Origin of the sequence: Paraburkholderia sp. BR14374 (assembly GCF_040948685.1) — a bacterium.
Lineage (GTDB): Bacteria > Pseudomonadota > Gammaproteobacteria > Burkholderiales > Burkholderiaceae > Paraburkholderia > Paraburkholderia youngii.
In genome coordinates, this window is the sequence record NZ_JBFPKF010000005.1 from 534230 (window position 1) to 545861 (window position 11632).

The window sequence follows — 11632 nt, forward strand, 5'->3', positions numbered from 1 at the left end:
GGAAATAAAAAACCCGCGCGAGCGAGGCTCATCGCGGGCAAGAGAGGAGGAGGCGGTGCGAGATCCACCTCTCGCAACCATAGCCGGAATCTTAGCGAAATATCCTCAAAACGCGACACCTATGATGGGCGAGGGATCCTTGCATTTGTTGGCACGAGTTCGAGGGAAACCTGAACGACAGTCAACCTCTATTGATTCCCTGCATCGAGTTGCTGGACGATGTGCTGTATGGCGTTATCCCACCGGCGCTGGGCAGTCCGCGCGACGCAGCCGAAGCGCTTTGCGATGTCGTCCCAGCGATGCCGTTCGGCACGCATCCAGACAAGATGCCGCTGTTCCTCTTCGAGCCACTGCACCCAGCGCATCGTTTCCAGCATCCGGTCGACCGCAGATGGCGACGGCGGCAACGGACGGTACTCGCGATCTTCGTTCGCGAGTGCTTCCCATTCGCGCCGCACAAATTCCGGCCAGACGTTGAAGTAGCCCTGAACACGCACGGGCGGCAGACGGTGGCTGGTTTCCGCTGCCTCGACAAAGCGTGCTGCCACAACATCGACGCTCCACTCAGCCATGGCGACCTCCGTGGCCGGGCGGCCCATAGAGCCGGTTGCCGATCCGGCGCACGAACTCACGCTCGATGAAATCCAGCCGCTCGTCATGCTCGGCGATGACGAGGATGCGTTGCTGCTGCCAGCCATCGCGCTTGGTCGCTTCAAGATCCACGGCCATGGGTTGATGGCGGGCAAGCGAGGACGGGGAGTGCGGAACCGGGATCTTCATCTCAGTCCCCCTGCGTGTCAGCCGCCCAGTGCAGCAACGCCAGCGCATCGGCTTCGTTGTCGTCGGTCACGGCATGTCCGAGCGCGCGCATCGCGGCGATGACTTCATCCTTGCTAGCATTGCCCCGGCCAGTCGCGTGTTTCTTGATCGTGCCCACAGGCACACCCTGGTACGGGATACGGTGGTGCTCGCACCATGCCGAGAGCGCGGCGAGGAATCCGCCATACGCATGTGCTGCGTCGACACCGGCATGACGGCGCACTTCCTCGAAGTACACAGCGTGAATATCCCCTGCGCTGCCGTGCAGTTCCGAGAGCCAGCGACGAAAGCGCAGGAAGCGCATGCCACCCCCCTCGAAGCGCTGCGGCCGGAAGTGCTGCGCGCCGCTCGTGATGCCGCCATCAAACCGGCGCAGCGCCCAGCCGGTGGTCGTGCCCAGATCGAGGGCGAGAATCGTCGTGATCATGATTGCAGTCGTTCCTGTTGGGAGGAACGGCGCAGCCGGCAGAGCAAAACGTAATATCTTCGTGTGCGCGCGCACGCGCACGCGTATAAGAGTTACGTTGTAATGCGCCGGCTGCGCCGTTCGGCATGCTCGAATGGCGACTCAGTTGTCGGCGTATGGGGTGTATGCGGGCGTATGCGGGTGCTTGAGGTCGATGCCCCTGAAACCGCGCAGACCTGCGGCGTTTTTCCACTGCTCGCATCCACGCGTGATCAGCAGATCGGAAAACCGTCGTTGTGATCCAACAAACTCCCCGGCGCATTCGGCCCATTGCTTCCAGTCGTTGAACAATTCCGCAGTCAGTGACTTCGCGTTGGCCTCGCGCACACAGCGTTCGTCGAGCCAGCGGCCTAGTGCGTCCTCGGCCTCGAAATACTCCTCGGTCGCATCCTTCACCTGTTGCGGTGGATCAAGCCGCCCGAGGCGTTGCCAGTCCAGACAGCCCTGAACAGTCCACGCCAGGATGCCGTCGCGCTCGGCGAGAAGCTTCTGCTGGAGCAGCTTGTCGCGACGCTCGGGCGGTATGGTGATCGTGAAGGGGATCAGGTGCAGCCGCCGCTTCATCGCTTCGTCGATGTTGCGGATCGCAGGCTTGTGGTTACCGGCAACGAACAGCTTGAACTGCGGAAGAAATTCGAAGAAGTCCTGCCGCATGAAGCGCGCGGAGATCTTGTCGCCACCCGTGAGGTTCTTGATCTTCGACTCGGCCCAGCGCCGTCCCTGTTCTGTTTCGATGGCCGACACGAAGCGTGCGCCACGCAGGCTCGCCATATCGGTCGGGTGCCGGTCGTTGCGCGTCTCCATGAATGTGTCCATCGGCGCGTTGGTGGCATAGTCGCCGAGGATCGTTGCCAGTGTGTTGACGAACACCGACTTGCCGTTCGCGCCCGTGCCGTAGAGGAAGAACAGCGCGTGTTCCTGCGTCGAACCGGTGAGCGCGTAGCCCGCCGTCCGTTGTAGATAGGCCTGTAGATCGATATCCCCGCCAGTGACCTCGGTGAGGAACTGCCGCCAGGTCGGACAGTCGCCACCCGGGGTCGCCGTGGTGACCCGAGTCATCCGGTCGGTGCGGTCGTGCGCACGTTGCCTGCCCGTCGTGAGATCGACCACGCCACCTGGCGTGTTGAGCAGCCACGGGTCGGCGTCCCATTCGCCGGTGGTGGCCGCATGCCGGCGATCCGATCGAGCCAGCCGTTCGACACCAGCGACCGTGCCAGAACTGGCGAGCCTGGCGGCAATCTTCGGGTTTTCCGCACGGACGGCCGTGTGACGGCAAACGCTGCGGATCAGGTCGGTAGCGGCCAGCGTGTCTTCGGAGCGCCAGCGATGGCCATCCCACATCATCCAGCGCCCCCATGCGGACACGTAGCGCCAGTCGCGGTAGTAACGGCGGGTGAAGGCCAGCGCCAGCGCGTCTTCCGTGCCCCACACGGATTCGTCGCTGCCGACGGCGGGTTCCTGCTCGACGTCGATGTTGTAGATCTGGGCACGCGGGGCGTGGGCGAGAAAGGCTGCGAGATCGAAACCCTCAGCCACTGCATCCGCTGCATCCCATCCTTCTGATGCTTCCTCGGGCGGATACAGGATGTGGCAGGATTTTGCGCCTGCCGTGAGGATGGCCTGTGCTGCCTGCGTGGCGTATTCCCAGCCGGGTTTGTCGCGGTCGGGCCAGATGAGCACGGCCTTGTCCGCGAGTGGAGACCAGTCGGTCTTCTCGACGGGCGCGTTCGCACCGTGCATCGCCGTTGTAGCGACGATGCCTGCGTTGATCAGCGTCTGCGCGCATTTCTCGCCCTCGACCAGGACCACCTGCGAGGCGGCGACCATGCCCGGCTGGTTGTAGAGAGGGCGCGGATTGGGCGGGGCCATCTTGCGGCGCTTCGCATCCCACGGCCGGAATTCCTTCTTCCGGCCCGGTGGATCGTAGCGGTAGACGACAGCGATCAGCTGGCCACTGGCATCAAGGTAGTCCCACTTCGCCGTGGCCGGGCCAAGATCGTCGATCGGCGCTTCCTTTTTCGTGCGTCGTTTCGGCGTGAGGGCGCTCTGTCCAATCAGCTCGCGTGCCTCCTGCAGCACGCGCGGGAAATCGACGTGAGCGTTGACACCGAGCCATGCCGCGATCAGATCGAAGATGTCGCCGCCGTCACCGGTAGCGCGGTCGGTCCACAATCCGGCCTTCTCTCCGGCGAGCACTATTTCCAGGCTGTCACCCGGGCTACCCAATACGTCACCGACAAGGAACAGGCCCCGGCGCTGCTTGCCTGCCGGGTACAGGACGGTGAGGACCGATTCGATACGGGCAATCAATGTCGCGCGGATTTCGTCACGGTTCGTGTCCTCATGTACGGAGGACGGGATGTCGTTGAAATCGATCATTTTGAGTTCTCCCCGATTGTGGTCATGGCCGTGTGTTCCAGCAGCGGTCCTGCCACGCACACATCCGGCATTCGAAGTGAGTGGGGTCGTTGAATCCGCGCGGCAGTCGCTCGCTGGCATCGCTCGCGCCGATCACTGTCACGGCACGGTCGGACATGCGCTGGGCGAGCACCGCATCAAACGGAACCAGCTCGATGTACAGGTCCATCGTGTCGGCGTTGATCGCGGTGAACACGGCAGGATGCTCGTGCAGACCGAGATAGGCCTGATAGAGCGCGACCTGTGCGGCATAGATGGGTTTGGCGACGGCGAGCCGGTGCTTGAGCAATTCACGCCACGACTTGCCGCCGAGGCACTTGTTTTCCCAGAGCGCCGGATAGCTGACGTCGTCGGGGCCGCCGACGAGCACACCATCGATGTGCCCCTGCAGCCGACCATCGAGTGCCGAGAAGCCGAACTGCTCGCCATCGGTCTTGTGCGTGCGCAGATCGAATCCAGCGTCACACAACCACGCGGCCATGCGGTCCTCCATCACATGACCACGCTCGAAAATACGCAGCATGCGGCCCGGCACGTCGCGACCGTGGTCGACGGCGGCACGCTCGTACTCGTATTGCAATGCGCGTTCGCAAGCGGCTCCCAGACGCGAGGCGCCGAGATACGTTCTGGTACCCTGGCGCTTGCTCGTGCGCTGCATGCCGGAATCGATCAACGCCATAATCCGATCCGACAAGGTGGACGATGAGTTGAAATCCATCATTGCGCGACCTCCCACGGCAGGTCGTCGGCCATGTCGGCAAACGGATCGAGTGGAGGCGTCGTACCACGCAAAGCTGGCTGGCGCGTCGCCTCGTGGTGCGAGACCATCTGTTCCGTCCAGCAGGTGACGATCGCGTAAATCACGCGCAGGGCTTCTTCCTCGGCGTAGGCGCCGAGGGGTTTGTCGAAACCGATCTCACCAGCAGCTTCGCCGAACGCCTTGAGGCACCGCTTCATTGCGGCGCGTTCGACTTCAGTCGGATCAATCATTGTGTTCTCCGCAATGGTTGCGCCGTCGTCCAGGGCACGAAGCCTCGTGCCGTACAGCGCATGGAACGTGTCCTGGCAGCGTCGCGAGCAGAACGCCCAGTCAATCGGGTAGCGCCGGGGATTGCCGATACCGTGACGGGTATCGGCATGCGTGAGTCCCCGGGCCTGACGGGTGCAGACCCAGCATTTCATTGAGGATCTCCGCGTCAGGCCCAGGCAGGTTTCCCCGCCGGTGCCGGTCGGGTCGTGGTCGGCGCGGGACGGAAAGTCGGCGCGGTCTGTGCCGGCGCGCCCGACTGGCCACCAGAGCTGGGAGACTTCGTGGCAATGCTCGTGAACGCGGCGTAATCGGCGTGATCCGGTTCGACTGCCATGCGTACGACGTTGCGGTCATCGCCGCGCGCATCCTTCTCGACGTCCACGCGCACGATGAACTCGATGCCATCGAGATCGGCGAAACTCTCGATACGGCGAGCAGCCGATGCCTGCGGACTGTTGTCCTGCGGATGGACGTGACGAGCGCTGTTGAGAATTGCCCGGATGAAGCTGCGCCCCATCTGCCCCCAGGTCGGCCCCTTGCGGGAGTGGAGGCCGATGTTCGTCCACATCTTGCGTTTGGCATACGGGCCGTCGGTCACGACAAACTCGCAGGCCAGGTAGACCGAGCCCGTCTCGAACGATTCGGTCGCGTAGCCGCCGGTCCAGCCCTGCTCGGGATCATCGTAGCCACCGGGTTTGATGGTCATGCGAACCGGCACGACGGTACCCTTCGGGATCAGTTCAAAGCCAGTGTGCTGTGCATCGGCATCGTTGAAGTCGTTCCATTGGGACATGATCACTTCCTCGTCGTCGTAGATTGGGTAGCTGCGGCTGCGCATTTGCGGATCAGTGCGTGGAGATCGGGCGGCTCGAGCAGGTCGAGCTGACCAGAGCGATCCTTGGCCGGATAGCCGTAGGGATTGAGCGTGTGGGTGACGAATGCGCGGTACGCTGTGCCGTCGTCAGCCTTGATCTCGGCGAGCGTGACAACCTCGTCGACGATGCCGGGCAGCTCGGCGGCAGTCTTCGAGCCTTCGATTTGCGGGGCGAACACCTTGCGGTTGAAATCGTCGACGCGCTCGTCGAGAATCGCGACGAACACGACGTTCTTGCCGCGCGCATGCTGTAGGTGGGTCAGTGCCGCGAGCATTTCGGTGCCGAGCAGGCCATAGGCACCACGCATGTCGGGCTTGCCCGTGCGATCGGACACGGCCTGCGGCTGGGTTCTGGCCCAGATCAGTGCCAGGCGCGCGAGCACCGTGATGCTATCGACGAAGTACGTGTCGTAGCGGACCAGCTGCGCCGGATCGCCGAAGCGTTCGCATACATGGCGGAAATGCGCGTCCGAGAACGGCACCTCCGGTGGCAGGGCCGGGTTGGGGCCTGCGAGGAACACGACGAGGTCGCGGAATTCCGGCCAGGTAGCCGGGCGCATGCAATCGCCCTGCCAGTCGCGTACCGCGAGGTCGCCGGCCTCGAGATCGACGAACAACGTCGAGGCCTCGGGCAGCGTTCTCAGCAGGCTGGTCTTGCCAATCCCGCTCTTGCCAAGCACGGCGATCTTGACGCCCTGACGTTCGGCAAGCCGCTGATCGGCTGTGATAATGGGCAGAGCCATCACGCAGCCTCCTTCAGCAGCTCGGCGACAGCCGGATTCCAGAGAATCTGGTAGCCGGAGTGACCGTTGCGCGAGTAGGGCATAGCCTCGGCCCAGGCCTCGCCCGCCACGGTCAGTTCCCACTCGTCGCGGTCATTGCGCGCCTGCAGACCGTGACGCGCAAGGCGCTGGTTCGCCGCTTTCGCCGAGATGCTCAGAAGCTGACCAACCTGCGTGGCGTTGAGCGAGCAGATGGGCGTATCCGCAGCAGGCAACGCGCGGCGCAGCGTTTCGACGGCGATACCGGTGTTCTCGTGGATACAGGTCAGCGTTGCAGCCATCGCAATGCCGGCCTTGACGCCAGGCACCTTCGCCACGGCCTCGCCGATCAGCAGGATCGACGACACGCGGTCCTGGGTCGGTGCGGGCAGGCTGGCGACGGCGTTGTAGCTGCCGGTCTTGCGGATCGCTGGCAGCACCTCGCTCGTGACCCAGCGCTTGAAGCGTTTTGCCGCGTCCTTGGTGCTGCCGATGATCAGGGCGTACAGCCCTGACTCGTTGACGTGGTTGGTACGTTGCGTGCGACCGATAGCATCGATGGTGTCCAATTTCTGGACATCATCGTCATCGACGTGCGATTCGACAGCCTGGCGCGGATTGCCGAACTCGAGCACGGCGCACACATCGTTGGCGTTGAACCACGGCTGGCCTGCGTCGTCGACGTTGACGCGCACGGCATGGGACTCAAATTCGAACGGCAGAATGTTCGTCATGCTCAGGCTCCGATGTCATCGATGAGGGCCAGGCGGAACGCCGGCTTGCCGGGTTTGGTGGTGCGTGCAGGGGAGTACTGCTCGCGCAGTGCCGGTGGCCAGTTGTTGAAACGCGATTCAGCGATCGAGAACTCGACGTCGAGATAGTCCTCAATGCGCTCACCAGCAGCAGTGAGACGCGAGGCTATTTCGGAAAGACGCTGCTGGTCCCATGACACGCGACGTGGCAGTTCGAACGTGATGCGCAGGGGACCGTCGGACACATGCGTGGTGCCGTAATCACGACCGGAGTCACGCAGTGCGTTACGTGCCTGCTCGCCATAGGCAGCGTCGAGCGCTGCGTCAAACTTCGTGCGAGTGGCCTTGATCCATTCGCTCGCATCGATCACGTTGCGATGAATTGCGGCTTTCTGGGCTGCAGGCAAGGCTGCGATCTGGGCCACAGACATGGCCATGAGATCGGCCGGGAGGATCGTCATGTCGCTCATGGCTTTCCCCTCACTGACCGACGGCGGTTTGAGCATCTGCGCGCTCGGACGTGCTCTTGCGCAGACTCTCGGCCTCGAACGATTCGACATCCTCGAGGCGGTAGAGCACGCGGCCTTGCAACTTCAGGAATACCGGGCCGATACCGTCTGAGCGCCAGCGCTCAAGCGTGGCTTCACTAACGTCCCAGCGTTCAGCCAGATCGCGTTGATTGAGGTGTTTGATACTCACGTTTTTCTCCTTTCGGGTGGTTGCGAAAACGTGAGGTCATGTTCGAATTCGGGATGTACGGGCGTCAGCCAACGACATGTACGGGCCGCTGTACGGGCTCAGACGGAGCAAGAAAAAGCTGGGCCCAGAAAGCAAAAAACCGCCCGAAGGCGGTTGTGCGTGAAGTCGAATGTCAGCGCCGGTTTATTCCAGCTTGATGCCATACCCGGCGTCGTCATGTGTAAGGTAGTCGAGCCACTGGTTGTTGCTGCTGAAGATGCTCGGAACGCGCTTGCCGCGTGCTGCCTCCCGTGAGCCGTGAGCGGCAACCAGAATGTCACCGGCAGAAACGCGAGTACGGCCGTTTTCGAACTGTTCGACCAGATACTTCACCACGGCGACCTGCTTGGCACCCTTGATTGTCCAAGGCTTGTCCGCCTTGGTGGCGATGACCAGCGTATTGGTGTACGGGTCGAAGCGAACCGGGAGCGACTTTTCCTCCTTGCTGCCTGTCGGGGCCACCAGCAGGCGATGGATCAGGTCGGTGTCGACCTGTGGCTTGACCACGTAGTCCACTAGAACGTTGGAGATCGGAACGATGCGGTAGCTCCGGGGCGGAGGCACGATGTCGGGCAGGGCTTGGCCTGTTGTGAAGATCAAGCCCTGTTCGGGTAGCGACGCAGCACGGAAATGGTCGAAGACCTGATCGATGGATGAAGACAGTCCTCGTGTCAGCCATACATCGACCTGCGCGTCGGCTATGCGCATCTTGCCGAGATTCCAGAGCGTGCCACCAATGGCAGGCGTCGTGACGCCACGACGGTGAGCCTGTGGAATTCCCAGCAGGTCCGCCAGATAGTTCAACACCTTGGTGTCCGAAACAGCATGAACCGACGCGAGATCAGCCGACACGTATTTGGAGCGGAAGGTTTCGGGACAGCGATAGCGATACCGTCCGGGTTCATCTTCCTCGAGATCGACCATGACAGTTTCATCGCCGCAGGGAGCCGGGTAGCCACCGGCGTATCCGATGCACTCGGTCCATGTGTCAAGATCACGCCGGGACAGGGCCGTCGTGCGCGACAGGCTCCATCCGGGCACGCCCTGCAGACGTTGCCCGTCCGCGTCGGGGATCGGCTGGTTCGATTGTTCGAACAGTGCGAGCAGCTCAAGCAGCGAGCGCGTCGACAGGGGCGTCGTCCGCATCACCGATCTCCTTCACGAGATGCCACTTGGCCAGCAGGCGGTCGCACATCGCCCGATCTTTTTCGCGTTTGGTCTTGATATTGCAGCGATTCTCGTCGCGCAGAATGATGGTGATCGTGCGTGCGCGATCCGTGCCGACCTTCTTGATGCGAATGGAAAGCTTCGCGTAATTGAGGTGGTGGTCACGGAAATCGAAGGTCGGGGAGATCAGGGAGCGGGCGGCCGTGTAGATGTCGTCGGTGTCCTTTGCCCAAATTTTTACCAACAGTGATCGGTGGTTTTCGGATGCATAGCCGAGCTCGATCACTTTGACTGATGCGACGTTTTCGCCGGAGATGTCGAAATTCCGGCGCGCTGCCAGGCTCTGGTAATCGTATTGCTTGAGCGGGACCTTCTCGCCGGTGATCGGCGACTGCAGCAACGAGTCTGCTGCGATGCGCGCCAGCGATTCACGGCCGTCGGTGTCTTTCGACAGGACTTCCAGGTGACCGTTCGCCGGCTCGTAGGTGACGTGCGAGGACACGGCACGCACGACCTCCTGCGGCACCAGTTCACTGTCCTGGACGCAATCGACGATTTCGGGCGGGCGGTTGTGGTGGACACTGATCTGATACAGCTCGATGTCCTCGCCGGTCTGTGTGTCCGGGCGCAGTCGCTTGAACACCTGTACGGCGACGTCTGTCGCTGCACAGCCAAGCTGCTCGGCCACTGCATTGTGGAAGGACTGACGCGCTTCCACATCGTCCAGCACTGCGAGATCTTTGGGGGCCAAGTACCCCGAATAGCAGGTAGCACTTTGGCGGAATACGTCCGCCTGCCGGGCATTCAGCGCGTCATCGAAAAGCGCCGGAGCATGGCGGTACAGCCAGATGGCGCGTTCGTATTGGTTGCGGATTGCGGAAAACGCCGCTTGGTCCTGTTCATCGAAGATGTCCTGGCTGATCCCGTCAATGACGTCCTGCCCAGGACCATCGGACAGCAACACGATGCGTTCGGCGACCTCCTCGATCTGCTGCCGTTCCCCGACATCGAGGCTCGTCAGTTCGGCTTCCATCGCCGCCCGCTGGTCCCGCTTGGTCTGGTCGTCATCCAGATCCACCAAATCCAGGCCGAATTTTTCGACCATGAATTCGTGGAACACGGCCGGCGTCACATGGCCCAGCAATTTCGACAGATTCTCTGCATCGTTCATCGCTACCCCTTTCTCAACGTGTGGATCAGGCTGGCTTCGGTCTGTGTGGCCCTGTTTTTTATCGGGGTGTACAGACCGATGGCGTTCGGTTTACCGAACGGATATGATTATTTCGGGACAGAGAGGGGTTTGTCAAGCAGTTACGAATTCGTTCGGTCGGGTGGTATCATTTTCTGGGTAAACCGGAACGATCAGGAGAATTCAGTGCCATCCCCTCTGGGTGACAAGATCCGTGCGCGCCGCAAGGAAAAAAGGCTTAGCCTTGAGCAGCTGGCCGAGCTGACCGATTCCAGCAAGAGCTATATCTGGGAGCTGGAAAACAAGGACGATCCGAAGCCGTCGGCTGAGAAGATCGGGAAGATCGCAGCCGTGCTCGATGTGACGACGGAATTTCTGCTGAACGAGTCCACGACGACTCCAGACGAGGAAGTGGTCGACGAGGCTTTCTTCCGCAAATACAAGAGCATGTCCGAGCCGGACAAGAAAAAGATCCGCAAGATCCTGGATGCCTGGGAGGACGAATGACGGCTGTGAAAAAGCCGAAGGCGGCAGCTAATCAGATTTCGTCGATGCTGAACGCCGTGCTCGGCGTGGACCGTTTTCCGGTCAAGGTCGATGAACTGACGCTGGAGTATTCACGGCAGTGCTTCGCAGATTCGCCGATCGACAAGGTGGTCGGCGAGGACATGGATGATTTTGAAGGCATGCTGGCTGCGAACAAGGCACGGTCGAAATGGCTCATCGTCTATAACAGCGCCGTGCGATCGGAGGGGCGCAAGCGCTTCACCGTCGCTCACGAATTTGCCCACTACCTGCTGCATCGCCATCAGCAGGACCGTTTTGAGTGCGGCACCGATGACATTGAGACGGGCGACAACAATGGGCGCGATATCGAGGCTGAGGCGGATGTCTTCGCCTCGACCCTGCTCATGCCGCTGGATGATTTCCGGCGACAGGTGGACGGGCAGCCGGTCAGCTTTGATCTGCTCGGTCACTGCGCTGATCGCTACGGTGTTTCTCTGACAGCGGCAGCTTTGCGCTGGACCGAAATCGCGCAGAAGCGTGTCGTGCTCGTGGCCAGTCGCGACGACCATATGCTATGGGCGAAATCGAACGATGCGGCGTTCAAATCGGGGGCATATTTTGCAACGCGCAGGAACACCATCGAGTTGCCTCGTCAGGCGCTTGCCCACAGCGATAACGGCTGGAGAGCAGGCGATCAGCGGACGGGCCGAGCGCAGCACTGGTTTCCACATGAACCTGCCAGCATGCCCGTTACCGAAATGACCCGGGTGGCAGGGCAGTACGACTATACGTTGACGCTGCTGTCGTTGCCCGACGCGGAATGGCAACGGCCCCGGCACGATGATGAAGAGGCCGAGGAGGACAGCTTCGACCGGTTCGTCCGCAACGGACAGTACCCGGTGCGGTAGATC

At 61.8% G+C, this 11632-nt stretch carries 15 protein-coding genes; 2 read left to right on the forward strand and 13 right to left on the reverse strand.

The genetic code is table 11. The features are described 5' to 3' along the window. Positions 1 to 188: 188 nt before the first annotated feature. From AB3X86_RS15635 to AB3X86_RS15695, 13 genes are all read right to left on the reverse strand, one after another. Positions 189 to 572, reverse strand: coding sequence for a DUF6362 family protein (locus AB3X86_RS15635; RefSeq protein ID WP_368596633.1), 384 nt, complete (start codon positions 570 to 572; stop codon positions 189 to 191). After that, the gene (locus tag AB3X86_RS15640; RefSeq protein WP_368596634.1) at positions 565 to 780 is read right to left on the reverse strand and encodes a hypothetical protein; all 216 of its coding nucleotides are present in this window, start codon (positions 778 to 780) and stop codon (positions 565 to 567) included. Before AB3X86_RS15640 ends, AB3X86_RS15635 begins: the two co-directional genes overlap by 8 nt. A 1-nt stretch (position 781) precedes the next feature. Next, positions 782 to 1246, reverse strand: coding sequence for a crossover junction endodeoxyribonuclease RuvC (locus AB3X86_RS15645; RefSeq protein WP_368596635.1), 465 nt, complete (start codon positions 1244 to 1246; stop codon positions 782 to 784). A gap of 141 nt (positions 1247 to 1387) precedes the next feature. Continuing rightward, entirely contained in the window at positions 1388 to 3664 is a 2277-nt protein-coding gene (locus AB3X86_RS15650; RefSeq protein ID WP_368596636.1) for a phage/plasmid primase, P4 family, read from the reverse strand. A 22-nt stretch (positions 3665 to 3686) separates the two neighbouring features. Then, positions 3687 to 4424, reverse strand: a complete 738-nt coding sequence (locus AB3X86_RS15655) for a hypothetical protein (RefSeq protein ID WP_368596637.1) — start codon at positions 4422 to 4424, stop codon at positions 3687 to 3689. Continuing rightward, the gene (locus tag AB3X86_RS15660; RefSeq protein WP_368596638.1) at positions 4421 to 4885 is read right to left on the reverse strand and encodes a DUF6511 domain-containing protein; all 465 of its coding nucleotides are present in this window, start codon (positions 4883 to 4885) and stop codon (positions 4421 to 4423) included. Before AB3X86_RS15660 ends, AB3X86_RS15655 begins: the two co-directional genes overlap by 4 nt. Positions 4886 to 4899: 14 nt before the next feature. Next, a complete protein-coding gene (locus AB3X86_RS15665; RefSeq protein WP_368596639.1) occupies positions 4900 to 5526 on the reverse strand; it encodes a hypothetical protein in 627 nt (208 codons plus the stop codon). A 2-nt stretch (positions 5527 to 5528) separates the two neighbouring features. Further along, positions 5529 to 6350, reverse strand: a complete 822-nt coding sequence (locus AB3X86_RS15670; protein WP_368596640.1) for an ATP-binding protein — start codon at positions 6348 to 6350, stop codon at positions 5529 to 5531. Beyond that, positions 6350 to 7102 carry a Bro-N domain-containing protein gene (locus AB3X86_RS15675; protein ID WP_368596641.1) on the reverse strand — a complete coding sequence of 251 codons (753 nt, stop codon included), beginning with the start codon at positions 7100 to 7102 and terminating at the stop codon, positions 6350 to 6352. Before AB3X86_RS15675 ends, AB3X86_RS15670 begins: the two co-directional genes overlap by 1 nt. A 2-nt stretch (positions 7103 to 7104) precedes the next feature. Continuing rightward, the gene (locus AB3X86_RS15680) at positions 7105 to 7590 is read right to left on the reverse strand and encodes a hypothetical protein (protein WP_368596681.1); all 486 of its coding nucleotides are present in this window, start codon (positions 7588 to 7590) and stop codon (positions 7105 to 7107) included. 10 nt (positions 7591 to 7600) lie between these two features. Then, on the reverse strand, positions 7601 to 7819 hold the full coding sequence (locus AB3X86_RS15685; RefSeq protein WP_368596642.1) for a helix-turn-helix domain-containing protein: 219 nt from the start codon (positions 7817 to 7819) through the stop codon (positions 7601 to 7603). Between the two features lie 183 nt (positions 7820 to 8002). Continuing rightward, positions 8003 to 9004 (reverse strand): hypothetical protein, encoded by a 1002-nt coding sequence (locus tag AB3X86_RS15690; protein WP_368596643.1) that lies wholly within the window; start codon positions 9002 to 9004, stop codon positions 8003 to 8005. Beyond that, positions 8967 to 10196, reverse strand: a complete 1230-nt coding sequence (locus tag AB3X86_RS15695) for a hypothetical protein (RefSeq protein ID WP_368596644.1) — start codon at positions 10194 to 10196, stop codon at positions 8967 to 8969. The genes AB3X86_RS15690 and AB3X86_RS15695 overlap by 38 nt, the downstream gene beginning before the upstream one ends. Before the next feature lie 204 nt (positions 10197 to 10400). Between AB3X86_RS15695 and AB3X86_RS15700 the strand changes: the two genes are divergently transcribed. Further along, positions 10401 to 10721, forward strand: coding sequence for a helix-turn-helix domain-containing protein (locus AB3X86_RS15700; RefSeq protein ID WP_124661103.1), 321 nt, complete (start codon positions 10401 to 10403; stop codon positions 10719 to 10721). After that, positions 10718 to 11629, forward strand: coding sequence for an ImmA/IrrE family metallo-endopeptidase (locus tag AB3X86_RS15705; RefSeq protein WP_368596645.1), 912 nt, complete (start codon positions 10718 to 10720; stop codon positions 11627 to 11629). Before AB3X86_RS15700 ends, AB3X86_RS15705 begins: the two co-directional genes overlap by 4 nt. Positions 11630 to 11632 lie beyond the last annotated feature (3 nt).

Bases quoted from the DNA above. Each gene is read 5' to 3' on its own strand.
- AB3X86_RS15660 (WP_368596638.1), bottom strand. From the start codon at position 4,885: ATGAAATGCTGGGTCTGCACCCGTCAGGCCCGGGGACTCACGCATGCC.
- AB3X86_RS15705 (WP_368596645.1), top strand. From the start codon at position 10,718: ATGACGGCTGTGAAAAAGCCGAAGGCGGCAGCTAATCAGATTTCGTCG.
- AB3X86_RS15635 (WP_368596633.1), bottom strand. From the start codon at position 572: ATGGCTGAGTGGAGCGTCGATGTTGTGGCAGCACGCTTTGTCGAGGCA.
- AB3X86_RS15655 (WP_368596637.1), bottom strand. From the start codon at position 4,424: ATGATGGATTTCAACTCATCGTCCACCTTGTCGGATCGGATTATGGCG.
- AB3X86_RS15665 (WP_368596639.1), bottom strand. From the start codon at position 5,526: ATGTCCCAATGGAACGACTTCAACGATGCCGATGCACAGCACACTGGC.
- AB3X86_RS15675 (WP_368596641.1), bottom strand. From the start codon at position 7,102: ATGACGAACATTCTGCCGTTCGAATTTGAGTCCCATGCCGTGCGCGTC.
- AB3X86_RS15690 (WP_368596643.1), bottom strand. From the start codon at position 9,004: ATGCGGACGACGCCCCTGTCGACGCGCTCGCTGCTTGAGCTGCTCGCA.
- AB3X86_RS15640 (WP_368596634.1), bottom strand. From the start codon at position 780: ATGAAGATCCCGGTTCCGCACTCCCCGTCCTCGCTTGCCCGCCATCAA.
- AB3X86_RS15680 (WP_368596681.1), bottom strand. From the start codon at position 7,590: ATGAGCGACATGACGATCCTCCCGGCCGATCTCATGGCCATGTCTGTG.
- AB3X86_RS15645 (WP_368596635.1), bottom strand. From the start codon at position 1,246: ATGATCACGACGATTCTCGCCCTCGATCTGGGCACGACCACCGGCTGG.
- AB3X86_RS15650 (WP_368596636.1), bottom strand. From the start codon at position 3,664: ATGATCGATTTCAACGACATCCCGTCCTCCGTACATGAGGACACGAAC.
- AB3X86_RS15695 (WP_368596644.1), bottom strand. From the start codon at position 10,196: ATGAACGATGCAGAGAATCTGTCGAAATTGCTGGGCCATGTGACGCCG.
- AB3X86_RS15670 (WP_368596640.1), bottom strand. From the start codon at position 6,350: ATGGCTCTGCCCATTATCACAGCCGATCAGCGGCTTGCCGAACGTCAG.